General features: G+C 63.8%; 11 protein-coding genes. All 11 read left to right on the plus strand.

Annotation, left to right across the window (positions count from 1 at the left end):
- On the plus strand, positions 1–1044 hold a 1044-nt coding region (locus ACPDIX_RS13400), incomplete at its 5' end, for a lipid II:glycine glycyltransferase FemX (RefSeq protein ID WP_423432311.1).
- A gap of 46 nt (positions 1045–1090) precedes the next feature.
- Positions 1091–3352 (plus strand): exopolysaccharide transport family protein, encoded by a 2262-nt coding sequence (locus ACPDIX_RS13405; RefSeq protein ID WP_423432312.1) that lies wholly within the window; start codon positions 1091–1093, stop codon positions 3350–3352.
- 875 nt (positions 3353–4227) lie between these two features.
- The gene (locus ACPDIX_RS13410; protein WP_423432313.1) at positions 4228–6459 is read left to right on the plus strand and encodes a glycosyltransferase; all 2232 of its coding nucleotides are present in this window, start codon (positions 4228–4230) and stop codon (positions 6457–6459) included.
- Between the two features lie 347 nt (positions 6460–6806).
- Positions 6807–7790 (plus strand): polysaccharide deacetylase family protein, encoded by a 984-nt coding sequence (locus ACPDIX_RS13415; RefSeq protein ID WP_423432314.1) that lies wholly within the window; start codon positions 6807–6809, stop codon positions 7788–7790.
- Entirely contained in the window at positions 7783–8736 is a 954-nt protein-coding gene (locus ACPDIX_RS13420; protein WP_423432315.1) for a glycosyltransferase, read from the plus strand. Before ACPDIX_RS13415 ends, ACPDIX_RS13420 begins: the two co-directional genes overlap by 8 nt.
- Before the next feature lie 46 nt (positions 8737–8782).
- The gene (locus ACPDIX_RS13425) at positions 8783–10609 is read left to right on the plus strand and encodes an asparagine synthase-related protein (RefSeq protein ID WP_423432316.1); all 1827 of its coding nucleotides are present in this window, start codon (positions 8783–8785) and stop codon (positions 10607–10609) included.
- Positions 10585–11358: a polysaccharide deacetylase family protein gene (locus tag ACPDIX_RS13430; RefSeq protein WP_423432317.1), complete on the plus strand. Its 774-nt coding sequence runs from the start codon at positions 10585–10587 to the stop codon at positions 11356–11358. Before ACPDIX_RS13425 ends, ACPDIX_RS13430 begins: the two co-directional genes overlap by 25 nt.
- A gap of 25 nt (positions 11359–11383) precedes the next feature.
- Complete coding sequence (locus tag ACPDIX_RS13435; protein WP_423432318.1) at positions 11384–12448, plus strand: lipid II:glycine glycyltransferase FemX; 1065 nt, start codon at positions 11384–11386, stop codon at positions 12446–12448.
- A 15-nt stretch (positions 12449–12463) separates the two neighbouring features.
- Positions 12464–13522, plus strand: coding sequence for a glycosyltransferase family 2 protein (locus tag ACPDIX_RS13440; RefSeq protein WP_423432319.1), 1059 nt, complete (start codon positions 12464–12466; stop codon positions 13520–13522).
- Positions 13519–14868 (plus strand): hypothetical protein, encoded by a 1350-nt coding sequence (locus tag ACPDIX_RS13445; protein WP_423432320.1) that lies wholly within the window; start codon positions 13519–13521, stop codon positions 14866–14868. Before ACPDIX_RS13440 ends, ACPDIX_RS13445 begins: the two co-directional genes overlap by 4 nt.
- Before the next feature lie 265 nt (positions 14869–15133).
- Positions 15134–16312, plus strand: coding sequence for a GNAT family N-acetyltransferase (locus tag ACPDIX_RS13450; RefSeq protein ID WP_423432321.1), 1179 nt, complete (start codon positions 15134–15136; stop codon positions 16310–16312).
- The last annotated feature ends 127 nt before the right edge of the window (positions 16313–16439 follow it).

The raw sequence follows: 16439 nt of genomic DNA on the forward strand, positions 1-16439 counted from the left end.
GGGCTGGCGCCGGAACTGCGCGTCGTCAATCCGCTGGACGACCCCGACTGGGACGCCCGTCTGGCGGGCTTCCCCGAGGCCGGCATCTTCCACACGCGCGCCTGGTGCCGCGTCCTGCACCACACCTACGGCCACCGGCCCGCCTACTTGTGGCTTGAAGCGGGGAACCAGCCGCAGCTGTGCCTGCCCCTGATGGAGGTCCGCAGCCGCTGGACCGGCCGGCGCGGCGTCAGCCTCCCGTTCACGGATTTCTGCGCATGTCTGCGCACCGATCCGCTTGCGCCGGCGCGCCTGCTGCCGGCCCTCCTGGAACTGGCCAGAAACCGCAACTGGCGGCACGTGGAACTGCGCCAGCCGGGGTTCCTCCTGCCCGAGGTCGAACCCTCCCTCCGGTTCCTTGCCCACACGGTGGACCTCACCGGCGGTCCGGAGGCCATGCGGGCCCGCATGGACAGCGCTGCCCGCCGCAACCTGCGAAAGGCCGAAAGCAGCGGCCTGCGGGTGGAAATTTCCACCAGCGAGACCGCCATGGCCGCCTACTACCAGTTGCACACCCTCACCCGGCGCCGGCACGGCCTGCCCCCGCAGCCCTGGCGATTCTTCGAGAACCTCGCACGCCACGTCGTTCAGGAAGACCGGGGCATCGTCCTTCTGGTGCGGAAAGATCAAACCGTGGTTGCCGGAGCGGTTTTCCTGCACTTCGGGCGGGAGGCGGTGTACAAGTTCGGCGCTTCCGACATGAACGCCCAGCAATGGCGCCCCAACAATCTGGCGATGTGGACCGCCATGCGCTATTATTCGCTCCGTGACTGCACCCGGCTGCATCTCGGTCGTACCTCTCCGGGCAACGAGGGGCTCCGCAGGTTCAAGACCGGCCTGGGCGGCCGGGAAGAACTGCTGCCGGTCTACTGTCTCGACCCCGTCACCGGCCGGTCCCTCCCGAAGGCGGATCGCACCGAAGGACTCCACACAATGATCTTTCGCCGGCTCCCCCTGCCATGGCTGCGTTGGGCGGGGCAGGTGCTTTACCCTCACATGGATTGACCGATAAGAAGAGCATGAGGCTGACGCGTAGAAAAACGAGAAACCTATGAGCGACCCGATTCCAGTTCAGGCACGGCCCGTGCACGCCAGCCCTTCCACGGGGCTGAACGCGGCTGACCTGATGTACATGTTCTTCCGCCACAAGTGGAAGATCCTCTTCTGCTTCCTGCTCGGCTTGGGCGCCGCCGCATTCATCTACTTCCGCAACCCGCCCTCCTACGTCACCGAGGCCAAGATCCTGGTCCGTTACATCCTCGAAAACCGTCCGGCCCTGACCAAGACCGATGATTCGGACATCAAAACCCCCGACAGCCGGGGCGAAAACATCATCAATTCCGAGATCGAAATCCTCACCAGCCTGGACCTGGCACTGCAGGTCGCCGACGCCGTCGGGCCGCGCAACATCCTGGCCGGCTTCGGCGGCGGCGAGGATCGCATCCGCGCCGCCGCCCAGATCCGGCGCGGGCTCACCGTGGACGTCCCCCGGCGCAGCAACATCATCCTCGTCCGCTACCGGCACCCCGATCCGGTGATCGCCCGGCAGGTCCTCGACACCCTGTTGAAAACCTACCTCGACAAGCACGTCAGCATCCATCAGGGCATCGGCGTGCTCGACGATTTCTTCGCCCAACAGGCCGACCAGATCCGCGCCCGCCTGGCCCAGACGGAGGAGGAAATCAAACGCCTCAAAGCCGAAGCGGGCATCATTTCCCTCGCCGATGCCAAGGCTGCCACATTGGCCGAGTTGGCCCGACTCCGTTCGGAACTCTTGACCGCCGAGGCCCAACTGGCCGAGCACCGCGCCGCCCTCAACCACCTGCTGGGTACCGTCGGTACCAACGCCCTGGCCACCGTCACCAACGCCTCCGCCGTCCCGCCGGAGATCGCCGGGCAGTACCGGACCGCCGTGGCGGAGCTGGACGCCTATCGCCGGCGCGAAAGCGAACTGCTGCTGCGGTTCGGCCCGGAACACCCCTTCATCCGCCGCATCCGCGAACAAATCGCCGATGCAGATGCCCGCAAACGCGCTCTCGAACAGGAACACCCGGAACTCCTCGCGACGCCCGTCGTGCCGTCGTCGGCCCCTGCCGACACAAACGACCTGGCCCAGGCCGTGGCCCGCGTCCTGTCGCTGGAGGCCAAACTGGCCGTCTACTCCAACCAGATCGCCCGTGTCACTGACGACGCCAACCGCATCGCCGCCGTGGAACCGCGCCTGGTCGAGCTCGAACGGCGCCGTGAGCTCGACGAGGCCAACCTTCGGTATTACTCCGCCACGCTGGAAAAGGCGCGCGTGGAAGAGTCCCTCGGTCCCGGAAAGATCACCAACATCAGCATCGTCCAGTCGCCCTCGCCGGCAGCCCGCGATTTCTTCGAATTCGCCAAGCCGATGGCACTCTGTCTGGGCGGTGGCCTGGGACTCGGACTGGCCCTCGCCTTCGCCCTGGAGAAACTCTTCAGCATGGCGATCCGCAGGCCGGTGGACATCGAACGAAACCTGCGTCTGCCCCTGCTGGTCAGCATTCCCTATCTCAAGCGCAGGCGGCGCGGGCCCGACGCACTCAAACCGGCCGGTAACGGTCACCGGCCCATGGCGCCGTCCGGCGGCAACGGCGCCGCGGCACAGCCGCCGGTGCCCGCCGGCACGGGCGGCGGCGCTCTGACCGTCTGGTCGGAGAAGGACCCGCTCCGACCCTGGTTCGACGGGTTGCGCGACCGGATCGTGACCTACTTCGAGGTCCGCAACATGACCCACAAACCCAAACTCGTGGCGGTGACCAGCTGCCACGAGGGCGCAGGCGTCAGCACCCTGGCGGCCGGTCTGGCCGCCTCCCTGTCCGAGACCGGCGACGGCAACGTTTTGTTGGTCGACATGAACGTGGACGGCGGCGCCACCCGGCAGTTCCAACACGGGAAACCGGTCGTGGGCCTGTTGGAAGCCATCGAGGAGGGGCAGGCCGACCACGCCCTTGTCCAGGACAACCTGTACGTCGTATCGGCAGCCGCAACCAACGACCAGAAACTCCCGCGCGTCCTGCCCCGGCGGTTCGCCAATCTGGTGCCCAAGATGAAGGCCAGCCAGTTCGACTACATCATCTTCGACATGCCGCCGGTTTCCCAGACCACCATCACCGCCCGATTGGCCGGTTACATGGACATGGTGCTGATGGTTTTGGAAGGGGAACGAACCGGCCAGGACCTGGCCCGCCGCGCCCACGCACTTTTGCAGGAATCCAAGGCGAACGTCACCGCCGTGTTGAACAAGAAACGGGACTACGTCCCGGAGCGGCTCAGACAGGAGCTCTGAGCCATCCCTGGGGCCGCAGCGGTGGCGGCCGCGATGTTCAACGGATCGGGCCGGCCTGTGCGCGATCCTCCGTGATGCCGGGCGCCGCAAGCGCCCGGCGACAGCCAATGGCCACCGCGCACAAGCGCGCCGAGCGGCCAATGAGAGAGGAAAATGTGACGGGAAAGGGTCAATCGCAGGGAGACCTGCGAATTGACGGGGGCGGAGCCTGTCTTTCGTTCGCCCGGGTGCCGGATTCACCACAGAGACGCAGAGAGGACGACCTTGATCAAGTACGGAGGGCACAGAGAGAAGTCACAGAGATGAAAGGGAAAGAGGGTCGCAGCAGCAGTGCGGGCTGAGGGCCGGAGCTGTTCCTGAAGATCCAGCGCGGACGAACGGATGCCAGGACGGTGGACACGAAACGCACGGGCAGCTTTGAAGGTCAGAAGACAAGCACAAACGCGCAGCATCAAAAGAATGCATCAGGCCAAACGGTCTCTGTGTGTGCCTCCGTGCCTCCGTGGTTCCAATCTGCCGCCGACAGGGGCGCAAAGACCACAGGCAGATTCCACAGAGAAGAAGAAACGGACTTTCATGAAAATCGGCCCGGTGGCAATGTCCGCCACCTGATCTGACCGACCGGAGCTTGGTGGCAGGGCAGCACTTTCTGCTGGCGGACATGGTCCGGGACCCGGGAGACGCCATGGTTCCAGAGAAAGGAAGAAACACAATCCCTGTCTTTTCTCTCCGTGTCCTCTGTGCCTCCGTGGTTTTTAATGGAAGGTTTTTCTGTGTCTCCGGGGAAAACTCCCTGTCTCCGTGGTTTGCCGGACCAGCGGGTAGGCCGTCGCTCCCGAACATGAACGCGGCACCCGTGTTGAGCGCCTGAACTCATGTTACGGAACCGCTTCTGGTATGCCGTTAAGCCGCTGCTGCCGTACGGCGTGAGGATGCGCCTGCGGCGCTGGTACAGCCGGCGCCAGCTCCGGCGCATGTCCGATTGCTGGCCCATCCTCCCCGGCTCGGAAAAACCACCCGAAGGTTGGCCCGGCTGGCCCTACGGCAAAGAGTTTGCCTTCGTCCTCACCCACGACGTCGAGGGTTTCGACGGCATCGGCCGGTGCGAACGCTTGATGGAACTGGAACGCCAGCTCGGCTTCCGTTCCTCCTTCAACTTCATCCCGGAAGGTGAATACCACCTCTCGCCGATGTTGCGTGACAGGCTCGACCGCAACGGCTTCGAGGTGGGTGTGCACGACCTGCACCACGACGGTCACCTGTTCCGCAGCCGACAGCATTTCCAGCAGGCCGCCGTCCGGATCAACCGCTATCTGCGGGAATGGAACGCCGTCGGCTTCCGCGCCGGTTTCATGTTGCGCCGGCTTGAGTGGCTTCACGAGCTGGACATCCTCTACGACGCCTCCACGTTCGATACCGACCCATTCGAACCGATGCCCGACGGCGCCGGCATGATCTTTCCCTTCTGGGTCCCTGCACCGGCCGACGCCTCCGCGGGCGCCGCCAATCGTACTCGCAGCGGTTACGTGGAACTCCCGTACACGCTGGTTCAGGACTCCACCCTGTTCCTCCTGTTGGAAGAACGTTCTCCGGAAATCTGGCTGCGCAAACTCGATTGGATTGCCCGTCACGGCGGCATGGTGCTGGTCAACGTCCATCCCGATTATCTCCGATTTCCCGGCGAACCGGAGGACCCCTTCACCTATCCGGTGGAGTACTACGTCCAGCTCCTTTCGCACGTGAGGGAAGCATATGCCGGCAAGTATTGGCACGCACTGCCCAGGGACGTGGCCCGTTACGTCCGATCCCTGTCCGAGCCGCCGCGACATCGCCGGCCGTTCCGCGTGGCCATGGTCACCCATTCGGTTTACCGCCGTGACAACCGCATCATTCGCTACGCCGAGGCCCTGACCGAGGCGGGGCACGAGGTCGAGGTGCTGGGGCTTCGATCGGACCCTGACCTCCCGCGCTCAGACACACTCAACGGGGTTCGTCTCCACCGGCTCCACGACCGTTTCAGCAAGCGGGAAAAGAGCCCATGGCCGATCCTCAAAAGCACCCTGGCATTCTTCTGCAAGGCCGCCGTCCACCTCACGCGCGAGCACCGGCGGCGTCCGTACGACCTCATCCACGTTCACAACGTGCCGGACTCCCTGGTCTGGACCGCCCTGTATCCGAGACTGCGCGGCGCGCGCGTCATCCTCGACATTCACGACATCCTGCCCGAGTTCTTCTGCGGCCGGTTCGGTTACAGCGATCGCTCGCTCCTTTTTCGCTTTTTGTGTTGGATCGAGCGTCTCTCGGCCGCCTGTGCCGATCACATCATCGTCAGCAACCACCTCTGGCACGCCACCTATGTCGCACGCACCGGCACTGCGGATCGCTCGTCGGTTTTCGTGAATCATGTGAACCTGAACGTGTTCCGGCCCGAGCTCCGCACGGCCCGCCAGCCCGGCGATGCCCCCGTTTTGATCTTTCCCGGCGGGCTGCAGGAACATCAGGGCCTGGACATCGCCATCCGCGCCCTGCCGGAAATCCGCCGGCGCTTCCCCGGAGCCGAACTCCACATCTATGGCGACGGTCCGATGCGCGAGACATGGGAGGCACTGGCCCGCTCCCTCGGACTGGACGGCGCGGTTCGATTCCACCCGCCCGTACCCGTCCAGGAAATCGCCCGCATTATGGCCGAGGCAGACGTTGGCGTGGTTCCCAAACGGGCCGACTCCTTCGGCAACGAAGCCTACAGCACAAAGATCATGGAGTTCATGGCCCTCGGCGTGCCTGTGGTGGCCTCGGAAACCCGTATAGACCGCTACTATTTCGGCGATGACCTCGTCCGGTTCTTCCCGTCCGGCGATCCCCGGGCGCTGGCCGCGGCCGTGGTCGAGGTGCTGGAAGACATCGAGGGGACGCGCCGCCGGGTCGAACGCGCCCTGGCCTACGCCCGGGCCGAGAGCTGGGAGGTCAAAAAGCACGATTACCTGGCGTTGGTCAACCGCCTCTGCGGGCGGTCCGATTCGCAACGCAGGGAGTTCCATTTTCCGGACCGTACACCCCCACCAGCAGGACAGGCGGAGAGCTCCCTGAACTCCATGAGGCAACCGTGATGCCGGCTCATTGTGCTCTTTTTCCGGTTCTGCGTGCCTCCGTGGTTCAAACCGCAGAGACGCAGAGAAGAGGTGATAAAAACCACGGAGACACAGAGTTCACAGAGAAAAGGAAAAGGAAAAATCCTCTGTGTTATTCTCCGTGTTCTCCGTGCCTTTGTGGTTAAATAAGAAGGCATTCTGATGGTGTCTCTGTGGTACGACGGACCGGCGGGGGACGCCGTCCTGCCAGAAGCTCTTGGCGGGCCGATTCGGCCCGCGGGAGGGGCACCGTCCCCGGTGGCCCGATGGTTCGCCTGCGGGCCCGGAGTCTTCCCGGTGAGTGAGATGCTTTCGGTGCCGTTCTCATGCGCTGGGATCGCCTGATCACACTGTGTGTGGCGTCGCTGTACCGGCGGGGCCGGGCGCCGGTGGATCGAACCGAACGGCACCGGGTGCTCCCCATCCTCATGTACCACAGCATCTCGGAGGACCCGGAACCCGGCGTGCCCGCCTATTACCGGCTTTGCACGCGCCCGGCGCGATTCGCCGAGCAAATGCAATGGCTGGCCGGAAATGGCTGGCGGGGCGTGACCTTGAGCGAGGGCCTGGCCTGGCTGCAGGGACGGGCCGAAAAGTCCCGGGGCCCGGAGGAACCCCCGGCCGGAAGACCGGTTGCGATCACCTTCGACGACGGATTTCGGGATTTTTACGCCAATGCCTGGCCCGTCCTGCAGAGGCACGGTTTTCGGGCCACGATTTATGTGGCTACGGGCTTCGTGGGTGAGCAACCGCAGCCGTTCCGCCCGGCGGGGACCTCGGGCGTGCCGGGAGCGGCCGGACGACCGTGTCTCACATGGTCGGAACTGGCCGGGCTGGCGGCGGCCGGCGTCGAAATCGGCGGGCACACTGTGAACCATCCCGAACTGCCACGGTTGGCGCCGGCGGATCGCCTCGCGCAAATCCGGGCGTGCAGGCAGACCCTCGAAGACCGTCTGGGAGTTCGCGTCGGTTCTTTCGCGCATCCGTACGCGTTTCCCCAGGAAGATCCGGACTACGTGGCGTGGTTGGCGGAGGCGCTCCGGACGGCAGGGTATGAAAGCGGGGTCACGACGCGTGTGGGCCGCGCCACGATCGCGGACAACCCGTGGACGCTGCCCCGCCTCCCCGTCAACGACGCCGACGATTTGTGCTTGTTCTCCGCCAAGCTTCATGGCGCCTATGACTGGGCGGGGAGTGCACAGGCGTGGATGCGCCGCCTGCGGCGTGGTGGTTCGAAAAGGGCCGCCGGGTTGGACAGAACGCCCGGGACCGAACCACGCACGCCTCGCATGCTTTGCCTTCATGGCTGACTACGTCGTCATCACCCCGGTCCGGAACGAGGCCGAAAGATTTCCGCGTACCATCGCCTCGATGGTGGCGCAGACACGACGGCCGCTTCGTTGGATCATCGTGGATGACGGTTCCACGGATGAGACCGGGACGATCGCGGACCGGGCTGCGCGGGACCATGAGTGGATCCGTGCTTTGCACCGCCCGGACCGGGGACACAGGCTTCCGGGCGCGGGCGTCATGGATGCGTTTCACGAAGGCTGTGCTCTGGTGGCGGATCTGGACTGGGATTATCTGGTGAAGCTGGACGGCGACCTGGCATTCGAACCCGATTATTTCGAGCGTTGTCTGCGGCACTTCGAGGAGGATCCAAAGCTGGGGATTGGCGGCGGACTGATCTGCCGCCGTGTGGACGGCCGGCTGGTGGCCGAGGCGGCGGACGACCCCGCGTTTCACGTCCGCGGCGCGACCAAGATCTACCGGCGGGCCTGCTGGGAGGAGATCGGCGGGCTGATCCGACTCCCTGGATGGGACACGGTGGATGAACTCATGGCCAACATGCGTGGATGGCGTACGCGAACCTTCCCGGAACTCATGGTGGAGCAGCTCAAGGAGACGGGAAGCGCGGATGGTCGGTGGCAAAACTGGGTCAAAAACGGGCTGGCCAACTACGTGGCTCGGTATCATCCGCTGTTCATGTTGGCGAAGTGCTTCCGGCGTTTCCTCCGGTGCCCGTGGTCGGGTTCAGCCCTGGCGCTGGGCTGGGGCTATCTCAGCGGATACCTGAAGCATTTCCCACGGGTCGAGGACCCTGCATTCCGGCAGTTTGTGTGGCGGCAACAGCTCGATCATTTGTGCTTCCGGAGCAGCCTGTGGTCGAAACGACTCGCCCGGCTGCAACCGGACCGCGCCCCATTCTCCACAGCCGCAGGAACCGGATCGGAAATGAACTCTGCCGCCCATTGACGACCGGCGGCGGCCCCCGGGAAAAGCGCTCTCTTTGGCAGTTCTCATGCCGGACTTCCTGCTCGACACGCGGCCGCCCGAACGCCGTCCTTCGCATGATGTTGCCGGTATGCTGCGGTGGTCGGATCGGCTGCGGGTGCAAGTCTGGGACCGACCGCAGTTCCGCCTGATCGCGACATGGTCGGAACCCGACCCGGTGTGGGCACCGGCGCAGGACCCGGACGGGACCTTGTGCGCCGTGACCGGTTTCCTTGCCCTGGAAGAGGAGGAGTGGGCTCGCGCCGAAAAGGAGTGCAGCGGCGGTACCGGCTCCGGATGGGCTGCCCGTGCCGTCCTCGGCCGCTACCGGGCCGCCGGGACACAAGCCTGGGATGACCTGAGCGGCAACTGCGCAATCCTGTTGTACGATGCCGATTCCCAGACGTTTCATCTCCGGACCGATCCCGCCGGTTGCTTTCCCGTCTTCTGGTGTTCCTCGGATGGATACCCCGTATGGGCTTCTCATCCCGATGTGCTGGCGGGCGCCGTGGATCGAACCCATCGGCTCGACGAGGTTTCCCTGGCGGAATTCGTGCAAACCAGCATGGTGACGCCGCCTTACACGTACTACCAGGGCATTCAAGCGTGCGAATCCGGCATGGTGTTCACATGGCAACTGCGAACCGGCCGGATGCTTTCCCGTCGCTATTTCAACCTGGAGTACGATCCGGATCCCCGACCGGACGTGGAAGCCTGCGCTGAAAAGCTAGCGGAGGCATGGAAGACGGCCGTCCGTCGCAGGACCCTGCCGCGTCTCGGCCGTCCGGCGATCGCCCTCAGCGGGGGGTTGGACTCACGGCTCATCCTGGCCTGTACGCCTGAACCCGCACGGGCGGTGGCCTTCACGTGTTACGATGCACCCAACCGCGAGCTCCACATCGCTCGGGCCATTGCGCAGGCCGCGGGTGCGGAGTTCAAACCGCTGCAACGGCCGCCGGATTACTACGGCGAAAACGCGCCCAAAGGCGTGCGCATCGCAGGTGGCATGGGCACCTTTGCCAACAACCATTTTCTGGGGATTCTCGACTCTCTTCCCAACTGGGGGACGACCACGCTGCTCACCGGCTGTTATTGCGATTACCTCTTCAAGGGACTCCCGCTCAACCGCCGCCTCCGGGCTTGGGACGGCCGGGAGACCCTGGCACCGTACCGGCACGAATTCTATTTCCAACACTGGAGATTTGACACCCCGCTTGCGCGCCAGGTTTGGCAGCGCTGGGAAACAAGATTCCCCCCCGAGCTCCGGGAGCGACAGGATGACGAATCCTTGTTTCGCATCGAAGCCCTCCGTACCTTTCCCCTCTACCACGAGGGCGACAACCAGCAGCGCCTGGTTCCCCAACGGTACACGGCTTGGTCTCCTCCGGTCACCGACCTCGGCGTATTACGCGTCTACCGGAGCGTGCCTTCGCGGTTCAAGCTCAACCGTGACCTCTTCCTCCGCACCGCGCGGCGATTGCTTGCCGGCAGCCCGGTGAGGGACGTCCCCGACGCCAACACCGGTGTGGCCGTCCACGCCCCGCCATGGCTCGAGAATCTGAGCTGGCAGTGGCTGCGGGTGAAACGCAAGCTTAGAAGCCTCCGCGGCTCGTTGAGTTCCGACGGTTCCTGGCCCAACTGGACGCACTACTACCGGCACAGCCCGAGCTTGGATACCCACTGGCGGACGGCTGGTCCGGATATCCATGACCTGATTCTCAGGGTTACCGGTTGGAAAACTCTCCCGGATCGGCCCTCACGATTTCCGCCGGAAAAGTGCTTTCTGTTCGTGGCCATCCTGACCCTCAAGCTCTGGTGGCAATACCGCCCATGTTCCGGCGCTTCGCCAAGCTGACACTCAGCCTGTGCGTCAGCCTGTCCGATCGACTGGGCATGAGTCGTCCCGGGCAGGGAGTGGTTTTGTATTATCACGCCGTCCCGGCCCCGGCCCGAAAGCGGTTCGCGGAGCAAATGGACATCCTGGCGGAATCTGCACAGCCATGGTCGCTGGATCGCTCCCTACCCCGGGCGGATCGGTGGGTTGGAATCAGCTTCGACGACGCATACGTATCCGTGCTGGAGAACGCGGTTCCCGAGTTGGAAAAGCACCGCCTGCCCTTTACCATCTTCGTGCCCACGGGCTGTTTGGGCCGGCGCCCGTGCTGGGTTCGGTCCCCGGATCATCCGTTTTGGAATGAGCGAGTCATGTCTGCGGACCAGCTCAGAATCCTGGCACGCCTGCCGGGAGTCACCCTGGGATCTCACACGGTCACGCACCCCCGGCTGACCCGACTGGGACCGGAGGACCTGAAGCGCGAGTTGTCCGATTCCAAGGTGGCCCTGGAAGATTTGATCCAGCGACCGGTGGAATTGTTGAGCTTCCCCCACGGCGACTGGAACGAGACGGTGCTTCGGACCGCAGAAGCGATCGGATACAGGCGGTTTTTCGGCATCGAGCCCGCCTGTCTGAACGGCGGTCCGCTGCCCCCCGTGGTGGGCAGGGTGGCGGTCGAGCCCACGGACAGTCCCCTGGAGTTCCGAATGAAAGTCAGGGGATGCTACCGTTGGGCCGTGAAGCGGCGACATCCAACGCCGTGCTCCTGAAGAGTCCATGAACCTCCCAACCACCATGGGTGAGCGCGCAGTGCCCCTGGCCGACGGACCGGCGCCATGGAAGCCGCTTCCGTCCGCGCAATGGTGCGCTCTGCTTTCCCAGTTTGCGGATGGGAACTTCTATCAAACCCACGCCTACGGTGCCGTGAGTTGGGGTGAGCGCAACCTGGTCCACCTTTGTATCCGCCAGGACGGCGCGGTCCGGGCCATCGCGCAGATACGCACGGCGCGGATCGGGCGTTGGTGGGGGATGGCATATGTGCGTTGGGGCCCGTGCGTGCATCGGAAGGACGGTTCGTGGGACGCGGAGGCATTTCGTGCCGCACTGGAGCTGCTTCGGGAAGAGTTTGTGTTCCGCCGTGGCTGGGTGTTGCGAGTGATCCCCAACATCTTTCGTGAGGACGCCCCCGCGGGTCCGGCCCGGCAAATCCTGGGAGAGCTGGGATTTCTCGAGCATGCCCCCCAAGCGGTCTACCGTACGGCCCGGGTGGACCTGGATCCACCCCTCGAAATCGTGCGCAAGCGTCTCGACGGCAAGTGGCGCAACCAACTGAATGCTGCGTCGCGCAATCCACTCCGGGTCGTGGAGGGAAACGACACGGAACTTTTCGACCGATTCATGGTCCTCTACGAGGAAATGATGGCCCGAAAACGCTTCGATACGACCGTGAACGTTCGCGACTTTCGCCAGATGCAGGAGCACCTCGAGCCCTCCGAGAAGCTGCGTGTGGCGCTTGCCCTGCATGGCGATCAGCCTCATGCGGCCCTTGTGGTCACCGATGTTGGAAACACGGGCATCTACCTCCTGGGGGCCACCGGCGAGGCCGGGCTCAAGAGCAAGGCTTCCTACCTCCTTCAATGGCGGATGATGGAATTCCTCAAGGCGCAGGGCTGCCGGTTCTACGACCTGGGCGGGATCAACCCCGAGGGAAATCCGGGGGTTTACCACTTCAAGGCCGGCATGGGAGGTTCGGAGGTCCGGCAATTGGGGAGGTTCGAAGCCGCACCTTCGGAATCCGCTCGCCGGTTGCTTCACTGGGCCGAGAGAATCCGGAAGCTGCTGCACCGCCTGCGGCGCTAGGGAGACGTCCCCGTCATGGAGAAACAGCACACAGCGGGAGGTTTTCTGCAGCCGGGTGAGGGCACCACCGCCCTTACCATCGTCATCGTCAACTGGAACGCAGGGGAGAAGCTGCTTCGATGCCTCCACTCCGTTCGAGCGAGCCGGACCAGCTTTCCGGTCAAGGTGATCGTGGTGGACAATGACTCGGTGGACGGTAGCCGGGAGCGCGCGACCGCTGAGTTTCCCGAATTTCACGTGGTCAATACCGGTGCCAACCTGGGCTTCGGACGCGGCAACAACCATGCCCGTCCATGGGTGGATACCCCGCTGGTCCTTTTCCTCAACCCCGACACGGAACTGTTCCCGGACACTCTGGAAAAGGCCGTACGTTCGCTCCTTGCCCGCCCGCGTGTGGGCATGCTCGGCTGCCAGATGCGTTATCCGGACGGAACCGTGCAGCAGCTGGGTTTGCAGTGGTTTCCGACGCCGGGGAGGGCGTTCTGGGAGCTCCTCGTGCCCGGTGTGTTGCGCCGTTGGTTTTCTCCCTGGCTCTGTCACGATCCGTGCAAAAGTGGTCCGGTCCGCAAGCTTTACGGAGGTTTTCTCCTGGCCCGTAGAGACGTCCTCGACGCCGTCGGCTGGTTCGACGAGCGGTACTTCATGTACGCCGAGGACGTGGACTTGTCGGAATCCGTCCGGCGGGCCGGATGGGAACTTTACTACGATGCTGGCTGTGCCATCGTTCATGCCTGCGGCGGTGCCAGCCAGCGTGCACCATCCGGGTTCTCCGTGCTGATGAAACAACGCTCCGTCGAGCAACTCATTGAAAAGCATCAGGGCAGATCAGCCGCGCGGCGGTATCGGCTGCTGGTGGGCACGGCTGCGGGGCTGCGCTGGTTGGGCCTCACGCTGGCCGCGATTCTGCCTTCCCCGGGACTGCGGGCGCGCCTCCAACACGCGCGAGCGCGCACGCGACTGCTGTGGGATTGGGCCTGGCACGGTCGCGAGGCGGCCGTGCCCGCCCGGCCGACCCCGCCACCCCGGGAAGCCGTGCCGCCGAACGGGGCGAATCTTCTCTCCGCCACCCCATGACCCCGCTGGCCTTGCTGTTCCTGTTGGTTGCCGTGGCGGCGATCTGGTCATTGCCGCGGCAATGGGCTCCCGTGCCCCTTCTGGCCACCGCCTGCTACATGACCCTGGGACAGGGCACAGAACTGGCCGGCTTGAATCTTCACGTCATGAGGCTTGTCCTCTTGGCCGGCCTTGTGCGGGTCCTGGTGCGGCGCGAACGTGCTGCCGGTGGATGGTCGGGCATGGACCATCTGTTCGCTGCGTGGGGCGGCTGGGCCTTGGCAGCGAGTGTTTTTCATGAATCTCCTTCTGACACCTTCATCAACCATGCCGGCATGGTGTTCAACATCGCAGGTGCGTACATCCTTTTCCGCGTATTCGTACATGGGCGGGAGGATGTCGTCCGCTTGACGCAGGTCCTTGCTGTGGTGCTTGTGCCGGTCGCGCTTGAGATGCTGAACGAACAGTTTACCCGTCATAATTGGTTCTCGCTGTTTGGCGGTGTGCCGGAGGAGCCAGCGATCCGCAATGGCCGCCTCCGGTCGCAAGGGCCCTTCGCGCATGCCATTCTCGCGGGCACCGTAGGCGCCGTCTGCACGCCGTTGATGGTTGCTCTGTGGAGAGAACGGCCGTGGCAGGCGCGGGTGGGAATGTGCGCCTGCGGGATCATGGTGTTGACCTCCGCCTCGAGCGGACCTCTGGCCAGCCTGCTGGTGGCCATGCTTGCGCTGTTGCTCTGGCGCTGGCGGCACCTGACCCGTCAGATGCGCGTCGCCGCTGTGGTTGGCTACATTCTGCTCGATCTGGTGATGAAGGCACCTGCATATTACATCATCGCCCGCATTGATCTTGCTGGGGGGAGCACGGGGTGGCACCGAGCAGAACTCATCCGCAAGGCGCTCGAGCATCTTCCGGAGTGGTGGCTCGGAGGTACGGACTATACGCGCCACTGGATGCCGTACGGCGTTCCTTGGAGTGAGAACCACGCGGATATCACCAACCATTACCTGGCCCAGGGCGTCAGAGGTGGCGTGCTGTTAATCGTGCTGTTCATCTCCATCCTGTGGGCTGGATTTCGGTACGTTGGCAGGCTCGTTAAGCTGGAAGAGTCGCATCCCTCAGGCAAGCCGTTCTTCTGGTGGTGCGTCGGCTGCAGCCTGTTTGCCCACGCTGCAACTTGTATATCGGTTGCCTACTTTGACCAAAGTGTGATGTTCCTTGTCATGACACTGGCAATATGCGCCTCCGGGTTCAAGGCGGTAGAAGCCGAAGGGATTCCTTGTGCGAGGGAGAATGAGGAACTTGCGGCGGGGCTGGGGACCGCCCATGTACAGGGCGACCACGGTACAGTTCAAAAACTGAGTTGAACATCAAGCGGCCGCCTTCCGGCTGGCTGCTTGGCAGTTCGACTGGTCAACCTAGGGCTTCTTGTGCAGCGAGCTGCTTGGAAAGATGGCCGGCCCGATTGCCCGTTGAAGGGAGTGACGGGGTTGGAGGGAATTCGGCCTTGGGAGTCGAGATGCGGGCGCGGCTGTGCATTGCGGCAACGAGGGAGTCGCCCTGGCGGTCCAACTCCCTCAGATACGGACCGATGAGCTCGGGTGGCGAAGCCCGTGAAAGCATAAAAAAGGTATGATGGGTTGCTCTGACAGGGACGAGCAAAAGGTTGTGACACTCCGCCGTAAGGAGGAGTTCGATCGGGTTGCTGAAGCCTGGCGCAGCTTAGAAGTGCATCCGAACAGCTCGTTGGACCATTACCTGTTTGTTTGCGACCGGCGGGCCGAAGTAATCTCACCTTTGGCGCTCGGCTTCCAGCAGGGCGGCGAGTGGACAGCTTTTTGTGCCGGCCGTCTCGAAGACATTCGGCATGTGCCGCGGCTGGGGTATGCGAGGCTCGTGCCGGTGAAGGCCCGGGTCTGGACGGTGGTTTATGGAGGACTACTCGGTGCGTGGGACGGCGCCAAAGCAGAGAAGGTGATTGCGTGCTTTTCCAGGCTCCTTGACGATGGAATCTGTGATTTCATCCGGCTGCATGGCATATCAAGGACGCAAGTTGCGCTTTGGGACGCCTTCGGCCGGTGGCCGTCCGGGTCTCTCGGAGCTCTCGAGCCTCGATGGTCGAAGCACTATGCGATGACCATTGAGCATACGCCCGGATTTCTGCTGCGACGCCTGCGCTCGAAGCACCGGTCGTGGCTGAAGGGACGCCAACGGAGGCTTGAGGACGAATGCAAAGGACAGGTCCAGTGGGTGTGGTACGACAGTCAAATAAATGTGGACCAGTTGTGTGAGGAGCTCGAGGCAGTTGCGCGTACTACCTATCAGCGGCGGTTGGGGGCTGGCTTCATTGATGGTCCTTTTACGCGGGAACGGTTCCGGTTGCTGGAGTCCAGAGGAACGCTCAGGGTCGCTCTCCTCAAGATCCGGGGAGAAGCAAGAGCCTTTTGGCAGGGCACAGTTTGGAGAGACACATATTATTCGGGTTCAACGGGTTATACGCCTGATATGCGATCCTATGAGGCGGGCACTCTCCTTTTCCTGTGGCTTACGGATCGCTTGGCTGAAGAGGGTGTCAATCGTCTGGACTTTGGGTTGGGGCAGGCCGACTACAAGGAGAGGTTTGCGACGGAGTCGTGGGAGGAGGCCGACGTGGTATTGTTTGGCAAAAGGGCGCGCAGCCGGCTTTTGGCTGCCTACCTTCGGACGGTTGACGCCCTCAATCGAGCGGGGCGGGCACTGCTCGCTGACTCGCACTGGGTTCGGGTCATCAAGCGGCAGTGGCGCGATCGCCTGATCAGGCGTGGGGGCTGACAGTGGGCCGCCGTATGACAGCCGAAATGGCCAAGTCCCTGGTGGCTGACTGCCCAAATGACCGGTGAGGACCGGCGAAGCAGAATTATCCGCCCATCAAGTGCCCAGCCGCGCATCTGATCCGTGC

The organism is Limisphaera sp. 4302-co (assembly GCF_049537155.1).
Classification (GTDB): domain Bacteria; phylum Verrucomicrobiota; class Verrucomicrobiia; order Limisphaerales; family Limisphaeraceae; genus Limisphaera.

Bases quoted from the DNA above. Each gene is read 5' to 3' on its own strand.
- ACPDIX_RS13450 (WP_423432321.1), top strand. From the start codon at position 15,134: ATGATGGGTTGCTCTGACAGGGACGAGCAAAAGGTTGTGACACTCCGC.
- ACPDIX_RS13415 (WP_423432314.1), top strand. From the start codon at position 6,807: ATGCGCTGGGATCGCCTGATCACACTGTGTGTGGCGTCGCTGTACCGG.
- ACPDIX_RS13440 (WP_423432319.1), top strand. From the start codon at position 12,464: ATGGAGAAACAGCACACAGCGGGAGGTTTTCTGCAGCCGGGTGAGGGC.
- ACPDIX_RS13405 (WP_423432312.1), top strand. From the start codon at position 1,091: ATGAGCGACCCGATTCCAGTTCAGGCACGGCCCGTGCACGCCAGCCCT.
- ACPDIX_RS13410 (WP_423432313.1), top strand. From the start codon at position 4,228: ATGTTACGGAACCGCTTCTGGTATGCCGTTAAGCCGCTGCTGCCGTAC.
- ACPDIX_RS13430 (WP_423432317.1), top strand. From the start codon at position 10,585: ATGTTCCGGCGCTTCGCCAAGCTGACACTCAGCCTGTGCGTCAGCCTG.
- ACPDIX_RS13435 (WP_423432318.1), top strand. From the start codon at position 11,384: ATGGGTGAGCGCGCAGTGCCCCTGGCCGACGGACCGGCGCCATGGAAG.
- ACPDIX_RS13420 (WP_423432315.1), top strand. From the start codon at position 7,783: ATGGCTGACTACGTCGTCATCACCCCGGTCCGGAACGAGGCCGAAAGA.
- ACPDIX_RS13445 (WP_423432320.1), top strand. From the start codon at position 13,519: ATGACCCCGCTGGCCTTGCTGTTCCTGTTGGTTGCCGTGGCGGCGATC.
- ACPDIX_RS13425 (WP_423432316.1), top strand. From the start codon at position 8,783: ATGCCGGACTTCCTGCTCGACACGCGGCCGCCCGAACGCCGTCCTTCG.